Here is a 24,695-nt window from a genome sequence, read left to right as displayed (position 1 = left end):
GTTTCCAACCTTACCAGATCCGTTTTCCGTTCCGTTTCCGGTCGGATTTCATTTCCGGTGGCCGTTGGAGGGCCTTTGCCTTTTCGATTGCCTTTCGGCTCTCTTTCGGCGATTCCGACTTTATCAGAAGTTCTTGGCCGGTCTGACCGGCCACTCATTTCTGAGTAAATCGAAGGATGGCTTCGATGTTCGGAGGGCAACCCTCCGTTGTGAAGCAGATCGATTCTAACGATCGGCCCTGAACCTGTCCAGTTCTAGGCAACTGTTTGAATCTACCTCCCCATCCAACCCGTGTCAACGGGTCTTCCAGGACGAGGAGGACACTAGCAGCTCACGGGACGTCTCCGCACATCAGGCGGCCGTTGGGACGAACGCGCTGCGCTCGGTCTCCTCAAGGTCACCCGTCTCGCCGGCGCGAGCGGCACGGCCCCCCACGACAAAGACGTAGGCCAGGAAGGCCAGCTCAGCTACTACCCCGATGCCTATGCGCGCCCAGGTCGGCAGCCCGGACGGGGTGACGAAGCCTTCGATGGCGCCGGAGACGAACAGGACCAGGGCCAGGCCTATCGCCATGCCCACGGCGGCGCGGCCCTCTTCGGCCAGGGCCATACGGCGGCTGCGCGGGCCGGGGTCTATGAGAGTCCAGCCGAGGCGGAGTCCGGTTCCCGCGGCCACGAAGACCGCGGTGAGTTCCAGCAGCCCGTGCGGGAGGACCAGGCCCAGGAAGGTGTCGAGGCGGCCGGCCGAGGACATCAGGCCGAAGCCGACGCCCAGGTTGAGCATGTTCTCGAAGAGGATCCAGAGGACCGGAAGACCGAGAAAGACGCCCAGGACCAGGCACATCGCGGCCGCCCTGGCGTTGTTCGTCCACACCTGGGCCGCGAAGGAAGCCGCGGGATGGCTGGAGTAGTAGGTCTCGTACTCGCCGCCGGGGCGGGTCAGCTCGCGGAGCTGGCTGGGGGCCGCGATGGTCGACTGCACGTCCGGGTGGGTGCCGATCCACCAGCCCAGAAGGATCGCGACGGCGGTGGAGACGAGGGCGGTCGGGACCCACCAGTGGCGGGAGCGGTAGACGGCGGCCGGGAATCCCTGTCCGAGGAAGCGGGCGACGTCGCGCCAGGAGGCGCGCCGGGTGCCTGTCACCGCGCTGCGCGCGCGTGCCACGAGCTGGCTGAGGCGCCCGGTGAGCTGTGGATCGGGAGCGCTGGACTGGATCAGGGAGAGATGGGTCGCGGTGCGCTGGTAGAGCGTGACGAGTTCGTCGGCCTCGGCTCCGTTGAGCCGCCGCTGGCGGCGGAGGAGCGCGTCGAGACGGTCCCACTCGGCTCGGTGTGCGGAGACGAAGACGTCGAGGTCCATCGGGTCTGCCTGCTCCTCGGCTGGTCGTCGACTGCCTGTCGTAGCAATGTCGCGGCTGTCAGCTTGTCGTACTGCGGCGCGATGCGTCCTCAGCTTGGCAGACTTGCGCTGTACGGGGCAGACCAGGGGAAGGCGGCGGGCGTGAGTGAGCTGGTGACGGGCGAGGCGGTGGCGCTCGAACTGCGTCCTGCGAGACTGCCCAGCAGGGCGTTGGCCGTGCTGCTCGACCTGATCGTGGCCTTCACCGTGTACATCGCCATTTCGATAGGTCTGGCGGCGGCCACGGCCTCGCTCGACGACGCCGCGCAGATCGCCCTGGCGATCGCGGCCTTCCTGCTGGTGCTGGTCGGTGCGCCGATCGCGGTGGAGACGCTGACACACGGTCGCTCGCTCGGGAAGATGGCGTGCGGACTGCGGGTCGTGCGGGATGACGGCGGGCCCATCCGGTTCCGGCATGCGCTGGTGCGGGGCGCTCTCGGCGTGGTCGAGATCCTGGTGACGTTCGGGGTCGTCGCCTGTATCGCCTCGCTGGTCTCGGCACGTGGGCGGCGGCTGGGGGATGTGTTCGCGGGGACCCTGGTCGTGCGGGAGCGGGTGCCCGTCGGGCAGGCCCGTTTCGTTCCGCCGCCTCCGCCCTGGCTGGCGGGACGTTTCGCCGGGCTGGACCTGTCGGCGGTTCCGGACGGGCTGTGGCTCACGGTCCGGCAGTACCTGACGCGGATGCAGCAGCTCGATCCGCAGGTCTCGTGGGCGATGGCCGTACAGCTCGCGGGCGATCTCGCGGCCCGGACGGGGACTCCGGTGCCTCCGGACATTCCGCCGGCCGCGTATCTGGCGGCGGTGGTACAGGAGCGGCAGGCCCGTGAAGCCCGGCGGGCCTTCGCCGGGCATGCTCCCGCGTCTTCCGGTGCCTCCAACGCGTACGCGCCTCCGGTGCCCGGTACGCCCTCTGGCCCTGGCCCTGTATCTGCCCCTCTGCCTCCGCCGTCGGCCGCGCCCGTCGCCCCTCCCGCGGCGGCGGCCGAGCGGCCCGCCACCGGGTTCGTGCCGCCGGCGTAGGCGTGGTTCGGCCCGTTGGACCTGTGTTCAGTCGTCGGGGTCCTTGAAGACCGACGGCGGTGACTGCAGGTCCTCCAGCTCGATTCCGGGGGCTGACAGGACCACGTCTCCGGCGAGGTGCACGAGGTGCTGCTCGCCCGTGTCCAGGGCTGTGACCTGGTATTCGTCCACGGTCAGAGGGCCGTTGTCAGTGGCGTGTGTTTCTCTTTTCAGCAGGGCCCAGGACTGGTCCACGGTGCGGGGGGCGAGGACCGGGTCCGTGAAGGCCACGAGGCGTACGCGGGTCGCGGCGGAGGAGGGGGTGAGGCGCAGCAGACGGGCGGTGGCGACCAGGAACGCGGGGGACGTGCCGGTGAAGGCGTGGGCGCGCACATTGCCTTCGGTGGCATGGGTGCCGGTGGGGTCCGTGCGGACCCAGGTGACGCCGTCCAGGGCGGCGCCGCGCACCTGCCAGCCCCCGGCATGGAGTTCGAGGCGGATGGGGCGGCCGAGGTCGTCGAGGGCGAGATCGACCGAGCCGCCGTGGTCACCGGAGGGGGTGGTCACTTGGGAGACATAACGCCAGCCGGAGGGGCCGGGGGCGCACTGGAAGTGTTCTTCGCCGAGGGGGGTGTGATCGTGCGGATCGTGGAGCGAATAGCGGCCGCGGGGCATGGGGGTCCTGGGGCTTGACGGGGTGTGGGTCCGGCGCTCGGACCCGAGGTACGGCCGCGCGGGCGGTCGACGGGCCAAAGGGGCAGGCCCCCGGCACGGGGGTGCGGGGGCCTGCCTCGGCGGACCGGAGGACCTGCCACCGGGAGTGCGCGTCAGTGCACGGGTGCGCTTCCCGGTGGGCAGGGCCCGGGCTCAGTAGCGGTAGTGGTCCGACTTGTACGGACCCTCGACCTCCACGCCGATGTACGCGGCCTGCTCGGGACGCAGCGTCGTCAGCTTCACGCCGAGCGCGTCCAGGTGCAGGCGGGCGACCTTCTCGTCGAGGTGCTTGGGCAGCGTGTAGACACCCACCGGGTACTCGTCGGGCTTGGTGAACAGCTCGATCTGGGCCAGGGTCTGGTCCGCGAAGGAGTTGGACATCACGAACGACGGGTGGCCGGTGGCGTTGCCCAGGTTCAGCAGGCGGCCCTCGGAGAGGACGATGATCACCTTGCCGTCGGGGAACTTCCAGGTGTGGACCTGCGGCTTGACCTCGTCCTTGACGATGCCGGGGACCTTGGCGAGTCCGGCCATGTCGATCTCGTTGTCGAAGTGGCCGATGTTGCCGACGATGGCCTGGTGCTTCATCTTGGCCATGTCCGAGGCCATGATGATGTCCTTGTTGCCGGTCGTGGTGACGAAGATGTCGGCCTTGTCGATGACCTCGTCGAGGGTCGTGACCTGGTAGCCGTCCATCGCGGCCTGGAGGGCGCAGATCGGGTCGATCTCGGTGACGATCACGCGGGCGCCCTGACCGCGCAGGGACTCCGCGCAGCCCTTGCCCACGTCGCCGTAGCCGCAGACGACCGCGGTCTTGCCGCCGATCAGGACGTCGGTGGCGCGGTTGATGCCGTCGATCAGCGAGTGGCGGCAGCCGTACTTGTTGTCGAACTTCGACTTGGTGACGGCGTCGTTGACGTTGATCGCCGGGAACAGGAGGACGCCGTCGCGCTGCATCTCGTACAGGCGGTGCACGCCGGTCGTGGTCTCCTCGGTCACGCCGCGGATCTCGGAGGCCAGCTGGGTCCACTTCTGCGAGCCGTCCGTGATGGTGCGGTGCAGGAGTTCGAGGATGACGCGGTGCTCGTCGGACTCGGCGGTCTCCAGGCCGGGGACCTTGCCGTCCTTCTCGTACTCGACGCCCTTGTGGACGAGGAGGGTGGCGTCACCGCCGTCGTCGAGGATCATGTTGGGGCCGCCGGTGGGGCTGTCCGGCCAGGTCAGCGCCTGCTCCGTGCACCACCAGTACTCCTCCAGGGTCTCGCCCTTCCAGGCGAAGACCGGGACGCCCTGCGGGTTGTCGGGCGTGCCGTTCGGGCCGACGGCGATGGCGGCGGCCGCGTGGTCCTGGGTGGAGAAGATGTTGCAGGACACCCAGCGCACCTGCGCGCCCAGGGCGACCAGGGTCTCGATCAGGACGGCGGTCTGCACGGTCATGTGCAGCGAGCCCATGATCCGGGCGCCGGCCAGCGGCTGAGTGGCGGCGAACTCCCTGCGGATCGCCATCAGGCCGGGCATCTCGTGCTCGGCGAGGGTGATCTCCTTGCGGCCGAACTCGGCCAGGGAGAGGTCGGCGACCTTGAAGTCCTGTCGGTTGTCGACAGTCGTCATTGCGAGCTGCTCCTCGGGTTGGGTCGAGGGTGGGTACGGCTGGTCTGCGCGGCGGCGGACACAGGGGTGCCCGAGAAGAGGACACAGGCATGCCCACGTACGCGCAGCGCAGTCCGTCGGAGGCCCTCTCTCCCTCGGACGGTCCGTAGGGGACCGCCCGACCGCCATCAGCAGCGACGTCTGGCTCCGTCCCAAGCTACACCGCAGGAGCGGGCCGTCCCCAGTCCGCCTCCGAACAGATCACGCCGTTCGAGGAGGGTGAGCGTGGTTCTCGGGGGTGTCGGCGAGGGTGCGGTGGGGTGGGCGCCGGGGGTGTGGGGTGCGGGGAGACCAAGGGTTCCGGTCGGTTTCGCGGGGGTGTCCGGGGGCGGCACCACCTCGTGCGACGAAGGTGTCGAGGGATCGGCCTGATCGATCCGGTCGGGCCTGCGCGCACGGGGGTCGCCGTCCCGAGCGGCGGATGACGACGGGCCCGCTTCCCCGGCGAGCCGAAGGGAGCGGGCCCGTGCTGTCGGGCGAAGAGGAAGAAGAGGAAGAGGGGGGTCAGTGGTCGGCGGGGGGAGGGGTCGGGCCGCCCGGGGTGGCTTCCGGGTCGGGGCCCTTGGCGGCCTCTGCCTCGCTGTAGATGTCGGGTTCCAGATAGATCACGCGGGCGATGGGGACCGCGGTGCGGATGCGGGCCTCGGCGGCGTTGATGGCCTTGGCGACCTCGGCGGCCGTGTCGTCGTGCTGGACGGCGATCTTGGCGGCGACGAGGAGCTCCTCGGGGCCGAGGTGGAGCGTGCGCATGTGGATGATGCCGGTGACCGTGTCGCCTTCGACGATCGCGGCCTCGATCTTCTGGACCTCTTCGACGCCCGCGGCCTCGCCGAGCAGGAGGGACTTGGTCTCGGCGGCCAGGACAAGGGCGATCAGGACGAGCAGGACGCCGATGCAGACCGTGCCGATGCCGTCCCAGACGCCGTCGCCGGTGAGCAGGGCGAGGCCGACGCCGAGGAGGGCGAGGACGAGGCCGATGAGCGCGCCGAAGTCCTCAAGGAGGACGACCGGCAGCTCGGGGGCCTTGGCCCGGCGGATGAACTGCGACCAAGAAAGCTTGCCGCGCAGTTCGTTGGACTCCTTGATGGCCGTCCTGAAGGAGAAGCCCTCGGCGATGATCGCGAAGAGGAGAACGCCCACCGGCCAGTACCAGTGCTCCACTTGGTGGGGGTGGTTGATCTTCTCGTAGCCCTCGTAGATGGCGAACATGCCACCGACCGAGAAGAGCACGATGGAGACGAGGAAGGCGTAGATGTACCGCTCGCGGCCGTAGCCGAAGGGGTGTTGCGGGGTCGCCTCGCGCTGGGCCTTCTTGCCGCCGATGAGCAGCAGGAACTGGTTGCCGGAGTCGGCGAGCGAGTGGACGCCCTCGGCGAGCATCGACGAGGAGCCGCTGAAGGCGAACGCCACGAACTTCGATGCCGCGATCGCGAGGTTGGCGCCGAGTGCCGCCACGATCGCCCTGGTGCCGCCTGACGCGCTCATGTGTTCGCGTTGTCCCTTCTCGTTCTCGTCTTCGCCGGTACTCGTCTTTGCCCGTGCTTTGCCGGTGGGCCATTCTTGCAGCCCTGTCCGGGAGCGGCTCGTCAGGTATCCACACCCCGGTACGACCATCGGACCCCGCGACTGGACCTGGCGAGAAACGGGGGTCTCTCAGACGATCACCGTGGCACGGAAGACCGTTCCGGCGCCCGACACCTCAGCCTTCTCACCCGCCGGGACGAACACCGACCGGCCGGGGGCCAGGTCGTACTCGCCGACGCGGACCGTGCCGGCCGTGCAGAGCAGGATCTGCGGGGTCGGCAGAGTGAGGTCGTGGGCGGCGGTGCCCTCGGGCAGGACGTACCGGGAGAGCCGGAACTCGTCGATCGGCGTCTCGTAGACCTCCTCGCCGTCCGGGGCGGCCTCGGGGCGCAGCACGCCCGCGTCACCCGCCTCGAAGCGGACGACGCGCAGGAGTTCGGGGACGTCGACGTGCTTGGGGGTCAGGCCGCAGCGCAGGACGTTGTCGGAGTTGGCCATGATCTCGACGCCGAGGCCGTCGAGGTAGGCGTGCGGGATGCCGGCGCCGAGGAAGAGGGCTTCGCCGGGCTGCAGGCGCACGTAGTTGAGGAGCATGGCCGCGATGACGCCGGGGTCGCCGGGGTAGTGGTGGGCGATGTCGGCGTAGGGCGTGTAGTCGCCGCCGAGGCGGGTGCAGGCGGCCGTGGCCTCGGCGACCGTGTGGGCCATCTCCTCGCGGTCGGCGCTGAGGATCGCGGTGAGTACCTCGCGCAGGGCCGCTTCCTCGGGGTGGGCGCGCAGCAGGTCGACGTACGGCTTGAGGGAGTTCACGCCGAGGCCGTCGAGGAGTTCGGCCGTCTGCTCCGGGGCGCGGAAGCCGCACAGGCCGTCGAACTCGGTGAGGGCGCAGATCAGTTCGGGCTTGTGGTTGGCGTCCTTGTAGTTGCGGTGCGGGGCGTCGATCGGGATGCCGCGCCGCTCCTCGTCCTCGTAACCCTCCCTGGCCTGTTCCAGGTTGGGGTGCACCTGAAGGGAGAGCGGGGCGCCGGCGGCGAGGATCTTGAGCAGGAAGGGGAGCCGCGGACCGAACTTGGCCACGGCCGCCTCGCCCAGTTCGGCCTTCGGGTTCGCGTCGATGACCTCGACGAGCGTGCCGCGCGCGGTGCGCGAGGGGGCGCCCGGGTGAGCGCCCATCCACATCTCCGCCTGCGGCTCGCCGCTCGGCTCGACCCCGAGCAGCTTCGGGATGGCGGTCGGGGAACCCCAGGCGTAGGGGCGGACGGTGTTGTCGAGGAGATCCATGACTTCTCTCTGCCGGTTCTCTGCGGGCAAGGGCGAACAAGGTCGTGCAGGGGCACACGGCTGTGTTCACCTCGTGTTCCCCTACCGGTTCGCCTTCGGTACGGCCCTCAGGTCGTCCTTCGTGCGGCGGGACCGGTGTCGGTGTCCACCTCAGGCCCCCGAAGCGAGCGCCAGGTAAACGGCGGCGAAATCCGTGACGGCGATCAGTTCCGCCAGGGTCTCCAGCTCGTCGCCCGCCTCGGGCTCCAGCTCGCTGATCGGGGTGTCATGGCTGAGGGCGAGGTCGCGGGCGGCGGGTGCGGCGGTGAGGCCGCCGATGGGGCGGTCGCGGAGCAGCACCACGCGCGCGTGCAGCGCGGGCGGCTCGTCCACGCGGTCGCGGAAGAAGTCGTCGGGGTCGGCGCTGGCGGCGAGCGGTCCGGCGAGCAGGGCGGTGTGGGCCGCCAGGGCTTCGGGGAGTTCGGCCACCAGGGCAGGCCGGCCGGCCAGTTCGGCGAGGGCGGCGGCGAAGCGGCGGCCGGCCGGGCCTGCCGAGTCGCCCTCCGTCCAGACCACGGGGAGCGCGTCGGCGAGTTCCGCGGCGAGGGTCTTGGCCGGGTTGCTGTAGGTCACGATGGCCGGGCCGCAGCGCTCGGCGATGCGGTCGAGGCGGTCGGCGACCTTCTCCAGGTCCTCCGGCGGTGCGGTGACCAGGCCGATCCGGTCGAGGAGCGCGAGCAGCGGGGTGAGCAGCGCCCACAGGACGCCCGGGGAGGAGCCGGCGAGCGGCTCGCCGTGGTCGTACGGGGCCGTCGCCATCGGCATGAACAGGCCGTGGGCGCCGGCCACCGCCTCGGCGAGCGGGGTGCCGGCGGGGGCCACGGCCGCGACCGAGCAGCCGCGCCGGTAGGCCTGGTCGGCGAGGAGGGAGAGGCTGGGTTCGGTGCCGTCCGGGGTGGCGATCAGCAGCAGGTCGACGGAGCCGGCCCAGCCGGGGAGCTCCCAGCGCAGGGCGCCGGCGGCCGGGGCGACGCCGGTGGGGGCCAGACGGGTGACGGGGCTGCCGGGGCCGGCCAGCGAGCCGAGGAGGTCGGCGGCGTGGGTGGCGGCGACGCCGGGGCCCGCGATCAGTACGGCGCGCGGGCGGCCGTCCGGCTTCAGCTCCTGGACACCGGCTTCGATGGCGTGCCGGGCGGCCGTACGGACGCGGGCGCCGGCCTCGGCTGCGCCGCGCAGCAGGCCTCGGCGGTCGGCCGCGGCGAGGCCCTCCGGGGTGTCGAGCAGCGATTCGTCGAGCATGGAGCGGCCTCCGGTTGCCGGGGTCCTGATGTTCTGCGGTTGTCGTGCCTACTGCTTACGCCGGGCGGCGGGCCTCGTCGACGAGGAGGACGGGAATGTCGTCGCGGACGGGGTACGCCAGGCCGCAGTCCTGGCCGGTGCAGATCAGCTCGGCGTCCTGCTCCTTGAGGGTGGCGTGGCAGGCCGGGCAGGCGAGGATCTCCAGGAGGCCGGCTTCGAGCGGCATGGGGGTTCCCTTCGGGGGTGGATGTTCGCGTGCGGTCAGGTTACCGCCGGTGGGGTGGGTTGGGCTGGCCGTCGGTGACCGGTGACCGTCCGCCGGGGTGACCGCCCAGGGGGCTCCGCCCCCTGGACCCCCGAGACCTTCGCCCACCCACCACCCGACTCGGTCGGTTGAAAGGCGAGGGCGGGGCGAAGTGACTCGGTCGGCTGGAAGGTGTCCGGGGTACGCGGTGACTCGGTCGGCTGAAGAGTGCCCGAGGTACCCAGTGACTCCGTCGGCTGAAAGGCGCCCGAGGTACGCGGTGACTCCGTCGGCTGAAGAGTGCCCGAGGTACGCGGTGACTCCGTCGGCTGAAAGGTGCCCGGGGTACGCGGTGACTCGGGTCGCCGGCAGGTGGGGCGGGCGGGGGGCCGGGGGTCACGCCCTGATGATTGCCAGAACCTCGTCCCGGATCTTCGTCATCGTCGCCTCGTCCCTTGCCTCCGCGTTCAGGCGCAGCAGGGGTTCCGTGTTGGAGGGGCGGACGTTGAACCACCAGTCGGCGGCGGTGACGGTGAGGCCGTCGAGGTCGTCCAGGGTGACGTCGTCGCGGTCGCCGTAGACCGCGCGGATCTCCGCGAGGCTGGCCTGCTGGTCGGTGACCGTGGAGTTGATCTCGCCGGAGCCGGTGTAGCGGTCGTACTGGGCGACGAGGGAGGACAGCGGGCCGGACTGGCCGCCGAGGGCGGCGAGGACGTGCAGGGCCGCCAGCATGCCCGTGTCGGCGTTCCAGAAGTCCTTGAAGTAGTAGTGGGCCGAGTGCTCGCCGCCGAAGATCGCGCCGGACGTCGCCATCTCGGCCTTGATGAAGGAGTGGCCGACGCGCGTGCGGACGGGGGTGCCGCCGTTCTCCCGGACCACTTCGGGGACGGTCCAGGACGTGATCAGGTTGTGGATGACCGTGCCCTTGCCGCCGTTCTTCGCCAGTTCGCGTGCGGCGACCAGGGCCGTGATCGCCGACGGGGAGACCGGCTCGCCGCGCTCGTCCACGACGAAGCAGCGGTCCGCATCGCCGTCGAAGGCCAGGCCGAGGTCGGCGGACTCGGCGCGCACGCGCTCCTGGAGGTCCACGATGTTGGCGGGGTCGAGGGGGTTGGCCTCGTGGTTCGGGAAGGTGCCGTCCAGCTCGAAGTACATCGGGACCAGGGTCAGCGGCAGGCCCTCGAAGACCGTCGGGACCGTGTGCCCGCCCATGCCGTTGCCCGCGTCGACCACGACCTTCAGCGGGCGGATGGAGGTCAGGTCCACGAGCGAGAGCAGGTGGGCCGCGTAGTCCGACAACGTCTCCCGGGTGGTGATCGTTCCCGGCGAGGCGGCCGGCTCGGGGGCGCCCTCCTGCGACCAGCGCTCGGCCAGCTCCCGGATCTCGGTCAGGCCCGTGTCCTGACCCACCGGCGCGGCTCCCGCGCGGCACATCTTGATGCCGTTGTACTGCGCCGGGTTGTGCGAGGCCGTGAACATCGCGCCGGGCAGGCCGAGGGCGCCCGAGGCGTAGTACAGCTGGTCGGTGGAGCACAGGCCGATCTCGGTGACGTCGACGCCCAGGGCCGCCGCACCGCGCGCGAAGGCGCGGGACAGACCGGGCGAGGAGGGCCGCATGTCGTGGCCGACGACGATCGCGGTGGCACCGGTCACCTGGACGAACGCGGCGCCGAACAGCTCGGCGAGCGCCTCGTCCCACTGGTCCGGAACCACCCCGCGCACGTCGTACGCCTTCACGATCTGCGACAGATCAGCAACAGCCACTGGCCAACCCTCCTGAAATCCACTCGGTCGCCCCAAACTACCTGTTCCGGGTAAGGCGCCGACGTGGGATCCCCCAGCGGATACCAGGCGGACTCCCGGCTGTGATCTGCGACGATCCGACCCGGTCGGTGGTAGCCGGTCACAGTCGGCCGTAGTCGGTCGCGGTCGACTGTAGGCGACCATGGTCGTCGCGCCGCGGGCGGCACAGCGGGCGAGCGCTACTACCACCCCCGGTCGAGCCGCTGGTCGAGCGAGGTCCGACGGAGTCCGTCGCGATCGGACGTCGTCAGAGGTGATCCGATGCGATGAGGTCCGAGTGGTCGTGACCGGCTCCGGCCTCCGGCCCCGCCCCAGCCGCCGCCACGAAGTGGCCGATCGTCGCGGCCTGTCCGGAGAGGTTCATGACGTGGGCGAGGGCGAGGACGGGCACACGGTGAGGATCGCGCACCGCAACTCCCGTACGGTCGCCGCCCCTTCCGTCATTCCGCGAGCGGCACGCGCGCGTGCACGCGCAGGGCGGCCGCCGTGGCGATGCCGTCCAACAGGATCAGCGTGCCGCCCGTGGAGACGATCGAGCGGGTGAAGAGATTTCCTCCGACCGGTTCGCCCTTCGGGTTGACGACGTCCGGGAAGGGCCGGTCGTAGACCCGGTTCGCCTTCGTCGGCCAGTCCTTGACCGGCGGGATCCGGGCGTGCGGGGCGTAGGCGCACAGGACTTGGGGCCTTCGTCGTGCACGTCCAGGTCGGCGCCGCGGGTGCCCGTGAGGACGGCCGTGCGGACCTCCTCGGTCACGGGCACGCGCGCGTGCGGTACGGCGGGCGGGGCTGCGACGAGGGCGGGCCGGCCGAGCGAGTCGGCGATGGGTTCCGGCATGTGGAAAGCGATTTCCCGATGACGGTGGTCCGGAATGGTCGTGTCCGCGGCAAGCGCACGTCATGGGCGCGCACCACGGAATACACCCGCGGGGAAGGCCATGGAAAACGGCGGGAAGGTCTGGCGGGACGTCAGTTGTCCGGTGACCGCAGCACCCGCAGATGGCCGCGCCGTGCGACCTCCATCGGGTCCGCGCCGCGGCCGCCGCCGCCCGCTCCGGCCGCCCGCTCCTGGGGGCGGGCCGCCTCGCGCACCGCGTTCGCAAGCGCTTCCAGGTCGTCCCCGCTCGGACGCGCGGGAGCGGAGCTGTCGAGGAGCCGGACGACCTCCCAGCCGCGCGGGGCGGTGAGGCGCTCGGAGTGCTCGGCGCACAGGTCGTAGCAGTGGGGTTCGGCGTAGGTGGCGAGCGGGCCGAGGACCGCGGTCGAGTCGGCGTAGACGTACGTCAGCGTCGCGACGGCGGGTCGACCGCAGGCGGTTCGCGAACAGCGACGTACAGGGCTCACGACGTTGGACGGTACCGCACTCTTGAGCGGGCCGCGACGACTCTCCCCCAGGTCACCCCACCGTGTCGTACTGTGAAACACCCCACACACCCCTCCGGACATGCCCTGCTGACCTGCATGGAAGGGGTCGTCCGGAGTCACGGCCGGCACCGCATCCGGTCACGGGTCGGTACAAACAGCGTCAATTGCCTTGAGTTCGCCGGTCTCGTGGAGATACGGAAACGAGCCCAACCTTGGCTGGAATGGTCATCCTGCGACATGCCGTCCCGGGCGATGGCGGTGCGTGGAGCGGCGCGGCCGGAGCCCGCGAGGACTACGCTTCACCAGTGATGGACAACCGTGTACCGCCCCGTGCCGCCGGCCCCGGGCCTCGTCGACGCGATCGCCACGGTCGGGGCATGCGCGGGCCGATCGCGCCACCTCAGGTGCCGCTGGCCGCGAGCCGCGCCGACGTGTTCGCGGACCTGGTGCAGGACTCCGTGGAGCGCCTGGAGCGGCGCTGGCCGCAGCTCGCCGACATCGATTTCCTGGTCCTGGAGGTACCCCGGCTCCAGGACCGGCACGGTGACAGCTGGGACGACGAGGCGGTGCCGCTGGGCGGCGTCATTCCCGCGCGCGAGGGACGCCGGGCGCGGGTGGTCGTCTACCGGCGGCCGGTCGAGATCCGCACCAAGGGGCGGGACGAGCGGGCCGCTCTGGTGCACGAGGTCGTCGTGGAGCAGGTCGCCGAGCTGCTCGGCCTCACCCCGGAGACGGTCGATCCCCGGTACGGCGAGGACTGAACCCCCGGCGACCCCACGCCTCGCGTCCGTCGCCCCTGCCTACTTCTGAAGCACGGACACGTCCTGGTCCGCCTCCGGTACGGCCACTGTGCCGCGGTCGTCCGGGAGGGTCTGGATCGTGAAGCCCGGGACGCCGTTCTCGGTGGCCGCCAGGGTGCGGGCGCCGTAGACCGGGCCACCGGAGACCGTCTCCACGGTCAGGGCGTATGTGCCCTTGAGACCGGACGGGACCGGGGCGTCGACGTTCTGGGTGGTGCCGGACTTGATGGTGAACGTCTTGGACACCGCCGTGCCGCCGCCGCTGCCCGCCGACGCCGTGACCTTGACCTGGGCGGTCGCGGTGGGCGCGGTCAGGGAGAGGGTGGTGCCCTTGCCGCTGTTGTCGGCGGACGTCGCGCGGGTGCCGACCGGTGCGGTCGCCGGGATGTACGCGGTCTCCTGGTTGCCGCCCTTGCCGCGGGTGACGCGCAGGGCGGCCACGACCGGGACGGACTGGTCGGTGGGCGTGAGGATCAGCGAGCCCGCCTCGCCGCGCGTGACGTCGCCGAGGTCGGTCGCGGTGGTCATGCCCGACTTCACGTGCAGCGTCTCGTTGCCGGCCGGGGTGATCGTGCCGTCCGGGGAGGCGAGGCGCACCTTCAGGTCGGCGTCGCTGTCGCCGGTGGTGAAGGCGATCAGCCGGACGTCGGTGGCGTCCTTGGGGATGCCGGGCAGCACCAGGCTGCCGGACGGGTCGGCGGAGGCGGCCAGCCAGTCGCCGCCCGACTTGTCGTCCAGGGCCTGCACGCTGGCGCCGACCCGGCCGCTGCGCACGCTCACGTGCACGGTCAGGTCGGTCTGCCGCTCGTCGGTGAGCGTGGACAGCAGGACCGGCTCACTGGCGTGCGGCGGGACCGTGATGCCCTCCCCCACGGAGGACTTGAGCTGGCCGTCCTTGCCGTACAGCTCGACGTCGACCACGGCGGCGCCGTCGTCGGGGTTGGTGAGGTGCACGTAGTCGGTGCGGCTCGCGGCGGTGCTGGCACCGGGGAACCAGAACTCGGTGTCGGCCGCTGTGCAGTTGACCCCCTGGAGGCCGCGCCCGGTGCCCGCGGCGACCTCGGTGGTCTCCTGGACCGTCCAGCCGGGGGCGTACTTGCCCTCGGCGGTGCCGACGTAGGCGGGCCCGTCGGCACCGGAGGTGTCGCCGGTGGCCGGGGTGCCGGGCGTCTTGGGGGTGAGGACGGGCTTCGCCGCCTTCTTCTTGCCGCCGCCGCTGCCCGTCCCGTCCGCCGACTGCTCGGAAGCGGCCTGGAGTTCGGCCTTGCCGTCGCTCGTGGCGCCCTTGGTGACGGGCGTGAACGACGTGTACGAGGTGTCGGCGATGTCGGACAGGCTGGGCGCCGGGCACAGCAGCGTGGTGCGCTCCACGGGCAGCTGGGCGGCCGCCTCGGCGGTGTGCGCGGGCGTGGTGGCCGGCGGGTCGAGCGCGGCGAACCCGGTGATCGCCGCGAGGGCGGCCGTGCCGGCGAGCAGGGACAGGGTGGTGCGGTTCACTGCTGGCTCCCGTCGTGGTGCTCGCCGCCGGTGCCCTGGTGGTGCTGGGCGGCCGGGTCATAGGCGGGGTCGTAGCCCTGCTGGTACGTCGGGTCGTACGCCCCCTGCCCCTGCTGCCCGCCGTAGGCGTACGGGTCGTACTGGCCGGTCTGGTACGGGTCGTACGTCTGCTGGTCGTAGCCGCCGGTCTGGTACTGGCCGGTGCCGGTGCCCTGGTACTGGTCGGCGTAGCCGGTGTCGTAGCCGTCGGCCGCCGGGTAGGAGGCGGGGTCCCATTCGTCGTACGGCTGCTGGTGCGGGACCGCGGCCGGGGTCTCCTCGTCCGGAGTCGCCGTAGCCGCCGGAGCCGCCACCGGGAAGTCGATGTCCTCCGGGGTCTCCTGGGACTCCTCCTCGGCCTCCGCCTGGGCGCGCAGGCGGCGGGCGCGGCGGCCCTCGCCCTCGACGGCCTGGGCGGGGATCGGCTGCTCCTCGGGGAGGTCGTCGTCGACGTCGCGGCGGCGGCCGGGCAGGGCGAGGACGACCAGGACGACGGCGAGCGCGCCCTGCGCCCACAGCCAGGCGCTGTGGGTGAACGGCGTGTCGTAGGTGACGTCCAGCTTCCCGCCGGAGGAGGGGAGTTCGAAGCCCTGGGCCCAGCCGTCGACGGTGGTGCGGGTGAGCGGCTTGCCGTCCAGGGTGGCCGTCCAGCCCGGGGAGGCCGAGTCGGCCAGGCGCAGGATGCGGCCGCCGGCGCCGGTCGGGACGGTGGTGTGGATCTCGACGGGTCCGGCGGGCACCGAGTCGGGCGTGCCCGAGCCGTTCGCCGACACGATGGCCGCGCGGGAGACCTGCTGGTCGACGCGCCACAGGGCGCTGCCGTTCTGCTGGCTGAGCCGGGACAGGCCGGGGGTGGCGTCGAGCACGCGTGTGATGTCGCGCGGCGTGCCCTTGTGGACGAGGACGTAGCGCACGGCGAACCCGCCGAGCTGGTCGGCCTGGTCGGCGCCGGAGCCGGCGACCAGGTTGGCGACGACCTTGTCGAGCGTGGCGTTCTCGCCGTCGGCGGCGGCCGCCTCGGCGTCTCCCATGCGGGCGCCGGAGCCGCGCACCAGCATGTAGGACACGCGCGCGGTGCTGTCGCCGTCGAGGACGAGGGTGCGGACCTGGTCGGTGGTGGTGCTGTCCTCGGCGACGAAGGCGGGCACCTGGGCGGGGTCGCGCCGCTCGACCGGGCCGTCGGCGCCCGCGATCATCCAGCCGGCGGCGAGCAGCAGCGGGCCGGCGGCGGAGGCGAAGGCGACCAGGGCGGCCACCGGCTGGCGCCAGCCGAAGCTCTGCTCGGCGACCCGCGAGCGTGCCCCGTCGGCGCCGAGCGCGGCGGCGGACAGGATCGCGATGCCGTAGACGAGGGTCGCGGGGCCGGCCCAGGTGGACTTGTTGGACAGGACCGCGAAGACCAGGCCGACCAGGGCGACCGCCCAGGCGGTGCGGATGGCCGACTGGCGCTCGGAGCGGAGCAGGGCGGCGAGCGCGGCCAGGACGACGCCGACGAGCATCAGCCCGTTGACCGTGCCGGGGCCGCCCGGGCTGGCGCCGAGCAGGTCGAGGGCGGAGGCGGCCGAGGAGCCGTACTCAAGGCCGGCCTCCTTGAAGAAGCCGAACGGCAGCAGCGTCAGCGACCAGGGCGCGAGGACCAGCAGCGGGGTGCCGAGCTGGACCAGCAGCCGCAGGCCGGAGGCGGCCAGGTCGGCGCGGCGCACGGCCACGACGGCGATGCCGAGGACCAGGGCGATCGGCCAGACGATCGGCGTGAACGCGGTGGTGATGGTCAGCAGCAGCGCGTACGCCCAGGTGGCGCGCCAGCTTCCGCGCGCTCCCGAGGAGCTCGCGAGGCCGCTTGCCGCGATGCCCGCGCGGGCGATCAACGGCAGCAGGACGGCGAGGACGGCGGTGCCGATGCGGCCGCCCGCGAGGGCGCCGGTGGCGGCGGGCAGGAAGGCGTAGGCGATGGCCGCCCAGGCGCGCAGCAGGCGCGAGGTGACCAGTGGGCGGGAGGCGAAGTAGGCGGTGAATCCGGCCAGCGGTACCGAGGCGACCAGCAGCACGGTGACCGCGAGCCCGGTCGAGCCGAACAGCAGGGAGGCCAGCGCGGCGACGATCGCCAGGTACGGCGGCGCGGCCGGGGTGCCGCCGGCGCCGACCGCGTGCCAGGCGTCCAGGTAGCGGGACCACAGCTCGCTCGCGGTGCCCGGGGCGGGCAGCAGGGCGCCGCCCGCGAGCGCGCCGGAGCCGAGCAGGGCGCGGCAGGCGGCCAGCGAGATCAGCAGCAGCACCAGGAAGAGCACCGGGCCCGGCTTGCGGGCGATGCGCTTGAGGCGGGCGAACTGCTCGATCTCCAGGAAGTCGGCGTCGTCGCCGCCGGGCCCGGACTCGACCGCGCCGCCGTGCCGGCCGGCCGCGGAGATCTCGTCGTCGCCGCCGAAGAGGTTGCCCGCGACCTGCTCGACGGTGGCCCGGATGGTGGCGCCGGGCGGCGGGAACAGGGGGCGCAGCTCGCCCTTGTCGAGCTGGGAGCGGCCGCGCCTGCGCCGCCCGGCGATGATCCGCTCGGGCCGCAGCAGGGTGCCCAGCAGGCCGCGGATCTCGTCGAGGGCCTGTCCGGGGACCTTGCCGACGAGGTAGGCGACGGTGCGCAGCAGGGTGCCGAGGACCAGGCGCAGCAGGATCCAGGGCAGCGCGGCCGTACGTGCGTTGACCAGCAGGGTGTAGATCGCGCCGGCCTTGTCGACCTTGTGCGGGGAGGCGGTGGTGCGGCCCGCGCAGTCGACGGCGCGGCGCTCGCGGGAGGCGGCCTCGGCGTGCCGTACGACGGCCTCGGGGGCGACCAGGACGCGGTGTCCTGCGTTGTGCGCGCGCCAGCACAGGTCGACGTCGTCGCGCATCAGGGGCAGCCGGCGGTCGAAGCCGCCGAGCTCCTCGAAGACGTCGCGGCGGATCAGCATGCCGGCGGTGGAGACGGAGAGCACGGTCCGCACGTGGTCGTGCTGGCCCTGGTCCTGCTCCCGGCGGTCCAGGCCGGTCCAGCGGCGCCCGGAGTTGGCGATGGTGACGCCGACCTCCAGGAGCTGCCGGCGGTCGTACCAGCCGCGCAGCTTGGGGCCGACGACCGCCACGTCGTCGCGGCCCAGCTCCAGCTCGTTGTCCACGACCCGCAGCAGCTGGGCCAGGGCGTCGGGCTCCGGGGCGCAGTCGTCGTGCAGCAGCCAGAGCCACTGGACCGGCTCGCCGTAGGGCAGCTCGGGCATGTCGTAGGCGTCGTCGCGCCACTGGCGGGTGACCGGGTCCCAGCCGCTGGGCCGCTTCAGGTACGGCAGGTCGTCCGGGGTGAGGACGGGCGCGGTGCGGCCCGCCTCCTCGACGGCCTGGCCGAAGCCGGTGCGGCGGGCGAGGTGCAGGACGTTGGCGTCGCCGAGGGACTCGGTGAGCAGCTGTGCGGAGTCGTCCGCGCTGCCGGTGTCGGCCGCCACCGCGTACTGGACGGGGCGCTCCTGGCCGAGCAGCCCGGCGAGCGCGTCGGGCAGCCAGCGGGCGCCATCGTGGGAGACGAGGACCGCGGTCACCACATGACGCGGAAACTCTGGTGTGGCAGCGGTTGCTTCGGCTGCCGTGTGGCTGTGCACGGACATCGAGGTACGGGCCCCGGTTCGATGGACTGCGGTGGACTCCTGCGCCCGCTGGTGGCGGCGAGGCGTCTCGGACGAGCGCCCACACTATCGGCTGGGCATGTCGACGGCCCGCCGCCTGTGGATAACCCACCGGCGACGGGCCGTTCGCGCAGCTCAGATGTGTGCGTTGGGTGGACGTCCGCCTCAGGCACCCGCCTCGGCGTCCGCTTGGCTTCCGCTTCAGACGGCGGCCTTCTTGAGACGGCGGCGCTCCCGCTCGGAGAGTCCGCCCCAGATGCCGAACCGTTCGTCGTTGGCGAGGGCGTACTCAAGGCACTCGGAGCGCACCTCACAGGCGAGGCAGACCTTCTTGGCCTCTCTGGTGGAGCCGCCCTTCTCGGGGAAGAAGGACTCGGGGTCGGTCTGGGCGCACAGCGCGCGCTCCTGCCAGCCGAGTTCCTCGTCCGCGTCGTCGACCAGCAGTTGCTGCACCAGCTCGGTCATGTGCGCCCCTCGTCTGTCTTTCACGTCCCCGTGCGTGGCCGTTACCGATTTCGGCTGAACGACACGAGTGAAATTACAAGTGTGCTGCTCCGGGCGAGTCAAGCCGAGATCTGCTATTGGGCCCGTTATTCACTCTGCGGAACCAAGGCCGTGCGGAAAGTGTTCAAATCGGCATAAACCTTGACATGCAGACGAGGCCCCGCGCGGACCTCCGACCCCATACAGAGCTTGTACGGAGAAGGACGCCCAGATGTTCGATCGCGTTCCGAAGTGGCTCGCGCGCCCGGTTGTGCGCCATGTGTCCCGGGCGCTTACTGAACAAACCTTTCGGCAGCGAGATGAACCGGATGAGGTGAACCATGTCCCACATACCGGGCGTCGAGTTGACACGGGAGGTGTGAACCGATGTGCTTGTGGGCATGCTCGCGAACTTGGCGCTCACCTCGACCCGCACCGCCGGGTCCCACGGTGCTGCCCGCGCTCGCTGTAGCTGTTGCTGTTCCAGCTGTTGAGCCGTAGCGCGTATCCGACCGCTCCCGCTCCAGCTGCAGACCGAGTCCCCCGGACTCGGTTTTCGCTTTTCGTTCCCCGCTGACCTTCTTCACTGAGGAACCACCGCACCCCCATGAACAGCGACAACGACCTCCAGATCGCCGGCGACATCCTCGAAGTCCAGCACCTGCTGCAGCCCCCGCGCGAGCACCCGGTCACCGTGGCCGAGTTCGTCGGCCTGGCCCGCGCGATCGCCGCCGACCGCGCGCAGTGGGAGCACCTCGTCGAGTACGACGCGACCAGCCGCTGGTACCACCGGCTGCGCACCGGCCCCGGCTACGAGGTGTGGCTGCTGTCCTGGGTGCCCGGACAGGGCAGCGGACTGCACGACCACGGCCGTTCCTCCGGCGTGCTGACCGTCCTGGAGGGCACGCTCACCGAACGCACCGAGCGCGGCACGCGCGCGTTGAGCGCCGGTGCACAACGGGTCTTCGCGCCGGGGTACGTGCACGAGGTCGTGAACGACGCGCTGGAGCCGGCGGTGAGCCTGCACGTCTACTACCCGGGCCTGACCGAGATGCCCATGCACACGGCGGCCGCCGCGGCTTGCGAGGCCCGTCCCGTGACTGCGTGACGCGTTGTCGGACCCGCCTGCAAGACTTGGCGCATGCGCATTGTGGTTCTGGCAGGCGGTATCGGCGGTGCCCGGTTCCTGCGCGGTCTGAAGCAGGCCGTGCCGGACGCCGACGTGACCGTCATCGGCAACACCGGGGACGACATCCACCTCTTCGGGCTGAAGGTCTGCCCGGACCTCGACACGGTGATGTACACACTCGGCGGCGGCATCAACGAGGAGCAGGGCTGGGGGCGGACCGACGAGACCTTCCACCTCAAGGAGGAGCTCGCCGCCTACGGGGTCGGGCCGGACTGGTTCGGGCTCGGCGACCGGGACTTCGCGACGCACATCGTGCGCACCCAGATGCTGGGCGCCGGTTATCCGCTGAGCGCGGTGACCGAGGCGCTGTGCGACCGCTGGAAGCCGGGCGTGAAGCTGATCCCGATGACCGACGACCGGGTCGAGACCCATGTGGCCGTCGAGATCGACGGCGAGCGCAGGGCGGTGCACTTCCAGGAGTACTGGGTACGGCTGCGGGCGTCCGTGCCCGCCCACGCGGTCGTGCCGGTCGGCGCCGAGCAGTCCAAGCCGGCGCCCGGCGTCCTGGAGGCCATCGCCGAAGCGGACGTGATCCTCTTCCCGCCGTCCAACCCGGTGGTCTCCGTCGGCACGATCCTCGCGGTGCCCGGCATCCGGGAGGCGATCGCCGAGGCCGGGGTGCCCGTGGTGGGCCTCTCCCCCATCGTCGGGGACGCGCCGGTGCGCGGGATGGCCGACAAGGTGCTCGCGGCGGTGGGCGTGGAGTCGACGGCGGCGGCGGTCGCCGAGCACTACGGCTCCGGGCTGCTGGACGGCTGGCTCGTCGACTCCGTGGACGAGGGCAGCGTCGCGCGCGTGGAGGCGGCCGGCATCCGCTGCCGGGCCGTACCGCTGATGATGACCGACCTGGACGCGGCCGCGCAGATGGCCCGGGAGGCGCTGGCGCTGGCCGAGGAGGTGCGGGGGGCATGACCGACACGACCGACACGCTCGGCACGGCCGACGCGGTGCCCGCGTACCGGGTGTGGGCGCTGCCCGGGATCCCCGAGGTCCAGCAGGGCGACGACCTGGCGAAGCTGATCGCCGCGGCCGAGCCGGGGCTGGCCGACGGGGACGTGGTGATCGTCACTTCCAAGATCGTCTCCAAGGCCGAGGGACGGATCGTCGAGGCGGCCGACCGGGAGGCGGCGATCGACGCGGAGACCGTGCGGGTGGTGGCCCGCCGCGGAACCCTGCGGATCGTGGAGAACCGGCAGGGTCTGGTCATGGCGGCGGCAGGCGTGGACGCGTCCAACACCCCGGCCGGGACCGTGCTGTTGCTGCCCGAGGATCCCGACGCCTCGGCCCGTGCCGTCCGCGCGGGCCTGCGGGACGCGCTGGGCGTCAACGTCGGCGTGATCGTCACCGACACCTTCGGGCGACCCTGGCGCGCCGGGCTCACGGACGTCACCATCGGCGCCGCCGGCGTGGCGGTGCTGGACGATCTGCGCGGGGGCGTGGACGCGTACGGCAATCCGCTGGTCGCGACGGTCGTCGCCACGGCCGACGAGCTGGCCGCCGCCGGTGACCTGGTGAAGGGCAAGGCGACGGGGATGCCGGTCGCCGTGGTGCGGGGCCTCGCGCACGTCGTGGCGGACGCCGAAGACGACGGGGACGGCGCGCGGGCGCTGGTCCGGGACGCGGGCAGTGACATGTTCCGGCTGGGGACGTCCGAGGCGGTCCGGGAGGCGGTGACGCGACGGCGGACGGTACGGGCCTTCACCGACGACCCGGTCGACCCCGGGGCGGTACGGCGGGCGGTCGCCGCGGCCGTGACCGCGCCGGCGCCGCATCACACGACGCCGTGGCGGTTCGTGCTGCTGGAGTCCGCGGAGGCGCGCGCCCGGCTGCTGGACGCGATGCGGGACGCGTGGATCGCCGACCTGAGGAGGGACGGCAAGTCGGAGGAGTCCATCGCGAAGCGGGTGCGGCGCGGCGATGTGCTGCGGAACGCGCCGTACCTGGTCGTGCCCTGTCTGGTGCTGGACGGGTCCCACGCGTACGGGGATCCGCGGCGCGACGCCGCCGAGCGGGAGATGTTCGTGGTCGCGGCGGGGGCCGCGGTGCAGAACTTCCTGGTCGCGCTGGCCGGGGAGCAGCTGGGGTCGGCGTGGGTCTCGTCGACGATGTTCTGCCGGGACGTGGTGCGGGATGTGCTGGCGCTGCCGGCGGGGTGGGAGCCGATGGGGGCGGTTGCTGTGGGAAAGGCTGCGGAGGAGCCGCGGGAGAGGGCGCCGAGGGAGGTCGGGGACTTTATCGAGGTGCGGTGAGTTGTTGCCGCCTTCGGTTCGGGGGTCCACTGGTTCGTGGGCGAGTGCACGTTGTGGGGGTTGATCGCGCCCGCGCGGCGGCAGCCGCATATCAGACACAGCCCCGCGCCCCCAAAAAAGCAGGGCGCTTGAGGCCTAGGATTCTTTGGATGGCTGGTCGGTTTGCTCCGAAGTCCACGCGTGCGAGTGTGCGGGGTGGGCAGGTTGTCGTGCCTGCCGGAGTGCCTCGGCAGGGGGGTGTGCCCGGGCGGGTTCGGCTGTGGAAGCCGAGCGGGCCTCTTGATCTGGGGCTCGTGCTCGGGCCGCTGCGGCGGGGGCCCGGGGATCCGACCTTTCGGGCCACCCGGGACGGGTCCGTGTGGCGGGCCAGTCTGACGCCTGCCGGGCCGGGGACGCTGCGGGTCGCCGGGTATGGCGGCGAGGTGCGCGGGGAGGCCTGGGGGCCGGGGGCCGAGTGGCTGCTGGAGATGCTGCCGGAGATGCTCGGGTCCGCCGATGACCCGTCCGCGTTCGTGCCCCGGCACCGGGTGGTGGCGGCGGCTCGGCATCGGCGCCCGGGGCTGCGGCTGACGCGGACCGGGCTGGTGCTGGAGTCGTTGATTCCGTCGGTCCTGGAGCAGAAGGTCACGACCGACGAGGCCTACCGGGCCTGGCGGTTGCTGGTGCGGAGGTTCGGGGAGCGGGCGCCGGGCCCTGCGGGGGTGGGTGAGCGGCCGATGTGGGTGATGCCGGCGCCTCGCACCTGGGCGCTGGTTCCCTCCTGGGAGTGGCACAAGGCCGGGGTCGACGACAAGCGGGCCTCGACGATTCTGCGGGCGGTACGGGTCGCTGCGCGGCTTGAGCAGGCCGTGGGGATGACGGCGGAGGCGGCGCAGGCGCGGCTGGAGGTGGTGCCGGGGGTGGGGCCGTGGACGTCGGCGGAGACCGTGCAGCGCAGTCATGGGGCGGCGGACGCGGTGACGGTCGGGGACCTGCACCTGCCGGGGATCGTCGGGTGGGCGCTGGCCGGGGACCGGCATGCCGACGACGAGGCGATGCTGCGGCTGCTTGAGCCTTATGCGGGGCAGCGGCATCGGGCGGCTCGGCTGATTCTGCTGAGCGGGCATACGCCGGCGAGGCGGGCGCCGCGGATGCCGCGAGGGGATATCGGCCGGCTGTGAGCAACCCGGTGCTGAGGCGGGGGGGCGGGGGTGTCGCTTACCGGCGCCGGCAGGGCGCCGCTGCGCCCACCCGTGCCACCCGTGCCGCCCTGCGGCACGCCTGCCCGCAGCTGGGTAGCGCCCCGTAAGGGGCGCGGGGAACTGTGCGATCAGCCCCCGCGCGCCCGCAGCCGAGGTACTTGCTCAGGCCACCCCTACTGGTCCGAGGAGAACCGCACCGCTCCCGCCGGGATCAACGCGTCGCACCACACCCTGGCGCCCTCCCGCAGTTCGTTGTCGGCGCCGATGACCGCGCCGTCGCCGATCACCGTGCCCGTGAGGACCGAGCGTTCGCCGACGCGGGCGCGGTTGCCGATCAGGGAGTCGGTGATGACGGCGCCGGGTTCGATCACGGCGCCCGGGAGGATCGTCGAGCCGAAGACCCGCGCGCCCTCCGCCACGAACGCGCCCTCGCCCACCACCGTGCCACCCGTCAGCTTGGCGTCCGCCGCGACCCGGGCCGTGGGGAGGACGAGGCGGTCGCCGCAGCGGCCGGGGACCGCCGGGGAAGGGGCGCGGCCCAGGACGAGGTCCGCCGAGCCGCGGACGAAGGCCGCGGGCGTGCCGAGGTCCAGCCAGTACGTGGAGTCGACCATGCCCTGGAGGTGGGCGCCGGCCGCGAGCAGTTCGGGGAAGGTCTCGCGCTCCACGGACACCGGGCGGCCCGCCGGGATCGTGTCGATGACCGAGCGGCGGAAGACGTACGCCCCGGCGTTGATCTGGTCGGTGACGATCTCCTCGGGGGTCTGGGGCTTCTCCAGGAAGGCGAGGACATGGCCCGTCCCGTCGGTGGGGACGAGGCCGTACGCGCGCGGGTCCGTCACCTGCGTGAGGTGGAGGGAGACGTCCGCCGACGTCGACTCGTGCGTGGCCACCAGGGCACCGATGTCCAGCCCGGTCAGGATGTCGCCGTTGAAGACCAGGACCGGGTCGTCGGGACCCGAGTGCAGCCGGGCGGCCACGTTGCGGATCGCGCCGCCGGTGCCGAGGGGTTCCTCCTCGGTGACGTACTCGATGTGCAGGCCGAGTGCCGCGCCGTCGCCGAAGTACGGTTCGAAGACCTCCGCCAGATAGCTCGTCGCGAGGACGATGTGCTCCACGCCCGCCGCTCTGGCTCTGGCCAGCTGGTGCGTCAGGAACGGCACGCCGGCCGCCGGGACCATCGGCTTGGGCGTGTGGACCGTGAGCGGGCGCAGCCGGGTGCCTTTGCCGCCGACCAGGAGGATCGCTTCTGTCACCTGTCGTCTCTGCTTCCTGCCGGGACCGGCCGAACTCTCTGTCGGCCGGCCAGTGTATGCAGACCGTGCGACGGCGCCCTCGACGGCCGCGTGGTGCCACG

19 protein-coding genes and 1 pseudogene are annotated in these 24,695 nt (G+C 72.1%); 6 read left to right on the top strand and 14 right to left on the bottom strand.

The annotated features are described in order from the left end of the window. Nucleotides 1–351: 351 nt before the first annotated feature. On the bottom strand, nt 352–1,359 hold the full coding sequence (locus SSP29_RS21820) for a stage II sporulation protein M (RefSeq protein ID WP_089102362.1): 1,008 nt from the start codon (nt 1,357–1,359) through the stop codon (nt 352–354). Between the two features lie 141 nt (nt 1,360–1,500). On the opposite strand from SSP29_RS21820, the gene SSP29_RS21815 reads away from it, so the two are divergent. Beyond that, nucleotides 1,501–2,418, top strand: a complete 918-nt coding sequence (locus SSP29_RS21815) for an RDD family protein (protein WP_089102361.1) — start codon at nt 1,501–1,503, stop codon at nt 2,416–2,418. 27 nt (nt 2,419–2,445) lie between these two features. Here SSP29_RS21815 and SSP29_RS21810 read toward each other — a convergent pair whose 3' ends face one another. The 9 genes and pseudogenes from SSP29_RS21810 to SSP29_RS21770 form a co-directional block, all read right to left on the bottom strand. Continuing rightward, nucleotides 2,446–3,072: a hypothetical protein gene (locus SSP29_RS21810; RefSeq protein ID WP_089102360.1), complete on the bottom strand. Its 627-nt coding sequence runs from the start codon at nt 3,070–3,072 to the stop codon at nt 2,446–2,448. Nucleotides 3,073–3,264: 192 nt separating this feature from the next. Beyond that, the gene (ahcY, locus tag SSP29_RS21805; RefSeq protein ID WP_089102359.1) at nt 3,265–4,722 is read right to left on the bottom strand and encodes an adenosylhomocysteinase; all 1,458 of its coding nucleotides are present in this window, start codon (nt 4,720–4,722) and stop codon (nt 3,265–3,267) included. Nucleotides 4,723–5,265: 543 nt separating this feature from the next. Continuing rightward, nucleotides 5,266–6,246 carry a cation diffusion facilitator family transporter gene (locus SSP29_RS21795; protein ID WP_089102357.1) on the bottom strand — a complete coding sequence of 327 codons (981 nt, stop codon included), beginning with the start codon at nt 6,244–6,246 and terminating at the stop codon, nt 5,266–5,268. 168 nt (nt 6,247–6,414) lie between these two features. Next, nucleotides 6,415–7,566, bottom strand: a complete 1,152-nt coding sequence (manA, locus tag SSP29_RS21790; RefSeq protein WP_089102356.1) for a mannose-6-phosphate isomerase, class I — start codon at nt 7,564–7,566, stop codon at nt 6,415–6,417. A gap of 150 nt (nt 7,567–7,716) precedes the next feature. Then, entirely contained in the window at nt 7,717–8,844 is a 1,128-nt protein-coding gene (locus SSP29_RS21785; RefSeq protein WP_089102355.1) for an SIS domain-containing protein, read from the bottom strand. A gap of 55 nt (nt 8,845–8,899) precedes the next feature. Continuing rightward, nucleotides 8,900–9,070, bottom strand: a complete 171-nt coding sequence (locus SSP29_RS21780) for a Trm112 family protein (RefSeq protein ID WP_089102354.1) — start codon at nt 9,068–9,070, stop codon at nt 8,900–8,902. A 414-nt stretch (nt 9,071–9,484) separates the two neighbouring features. After that, a complete protein-coding gene (locus tag SSP29_RS21775; protein ID WP_089102353.1) occupies nt 9,485–10,852 on the bottom strand; it encodes a phosphomannomutase/phosphoglucomutase in 1,368 nt (455 codons plus the stop codon). Nucleotides 10,853–11,195: 343 nt separating this feature from the next. Continuing rightward, nucleotides 11,196–11,738, bottom strand: a pseudogene (locus tag SSP29_RS61240) (L-lactate permease); the annotation flags it as partial. A 119-nt stretch (nt 11,739–11,857) separates the two neighbouring features. After that, nucleotides 11,858–12,334: a DUF3499 domain-containing protein gene (locus tag SSP29_RS21770; protein WP_089102352.1), complete on the bottom strand. Its 477-nt coding sequence runs from the start codon at nt 12,332–12,334 to the stop codon at nt 11,858–11,860. A 227-nt stretch (nt 12,335–12,561) separates the two neighbouring features. Here SSP29_RS21770 and SSP29_RS21765 point away from each other — a divergent pair, with 227 nt between their 5' ends. Beyond that, nucleotides 12,562–13,014 carry a metallopeptidase family protein gene (locus SSP29_RS21765; RefSeq protein ID WP_089102351.1) on the top strand — a complete coding sequence of 151 codons (453 nt, stop codon included), beginning with the start codon at nt 12,562–12,564 and terminating at the stop codon, nt 13,012–13,014. A 39-nt stretch (nt 13,015–13,053) separates the two neighbouring features. Here SSP29_RS21765 and SSP29_RS21760 read toward each other — a convergent pair whose 3' ends face one another. The 3 genes from SSP29_RS21760 to SSP29_RS21750 all read right to left on the bottom strand — a co-directional run bounded on the left by SSP29_RS21760 (nt 13,054) and on the right by SSP29_RS21750 (nt 18,701). After that, complete coding sequence (locus SSP29_RS21760; protein ID WP_089102350.1) at nt 13,054–14,550, bottom strand: DUF5719 family protein; 1,497 nt, start codon at nt 14,548–14,550, stop codon at nt 13,054–13,056. Then, a complete protein-coding gene (locus SSP29_RS21755) occupies nt 14,547–18,218 on the bottom strand; it encodes a glycosyltransferase (protein ID WP_089102349.1) in 3,672 nt (1,223 codons plus the stop codon). Before SSP29_RS21755 ends, SSP29_RS21760 begins: the two co-directional genes overlap by 4 nt. 219 nt (nt 18,219–18,437) lie before the next feature. Next, complete coding sequence (locus SSP29_RS21750) at nt 18,438–18,701, bottom strand: WhiB family transcriptional regulator (RefSeq protein ID WP_003975777.1); 264 nt, start codon at nt 18,699–18,701, stop codon at nt 18,438–18,440. Nucleotides 18,702–19,326: 625 nt separating this feature from the next. On the opposite strand from SSP29_RS21750, the gene SSP29_RS21740 reads away from it, so the two are divergent. From SSP29_RS21740 to SSP29_RS21725, 4 genes are all read left to right on the top strand, one after another. Further along, the gene (locus tag SSP29_RS21740; protein WP_089102347.1) at nt 19,327–19,827 is read left to right on the top strand and encodes a cysteine dioxygenase; all 501 of its coding nucleotides are present in this window, start codon (nt 19,327–19,329) and stop codon (nt 19,825–19,827) included. 33 nt (nt 19,828–19,860) lie between these two features. Further along, the gene (gene cofD / locus SSP29_RS21735) at nt 19,861–20,820 is read left to right on the top strand and encodes a 2-phospho-L-lactate transferase (RefSeq protein WP_089102346.1); all 960 of its coding nucleotides are present in this window, start codon (nt 19,861–19,863) and stop codon (nt 20,818–20,820) included. Continuing rightward, on the top strand, nt 20,817–22,157 hold the full coding sequence (locus SSP29_RS21730; protein WP_089102345.1) for a coenzyme F420-0:L-glutamate ligase: 1,341 nt from the start codon (nt 20,817–20,819) through the stop codon (nt 22,155–22,157). The genes cofD and SSP29_RS21730 overlap by 4 nt, the downstream gene beginning before the upstream one ends. A 149-nt stretch (nt 22,158–22,306) precedes the next feature. Further along, entirely contained in the window at nt 22,307–23,317 is a 1,011-nt protein-coding gene (locus tag SSP29_RS21725) for a DNA-3-methyladenine glycosylase family protein (RefSeq protein WP_167449975.1), read from the top strand. A gap of 194 nt (nt 23,318–23,511) precedes the next feature. Here SSP29_RS21725 and manB read toward each other — a convergent pair whose 3' ends face one another. Further along, the gene (gene manB, locus SSP29_RS21720; protein WP_089102344.1) at nt 23,512–24,594 is read right to left on the bottom strand and encodes a mannose-1-phosphate guanylyltransferase; all 1,083 of its coding nucleotides are present in this window, start codon (nt 24,592–24,594) and stop codon (nt 23,512–23,514) included. Nucleotides 24,595–24,695 lie beyond the last annotated feature (101 nt).

Source organism: Streptomyces hyaluromycini (genome assembly GCF_002217755.1).
Taxonomy (GTDB): Bacteria; Actinomycetota; Actinomycetes; order Streptomycetales; family Streptomycetaceae; genus Streptomyces; species Streptomyces hyaluromycini.
The sequence above is the reverse complement of the archived record's forward strand: the minus strand, read 5'-3'. Positions and strand labels throughout refer to the sequence as shown.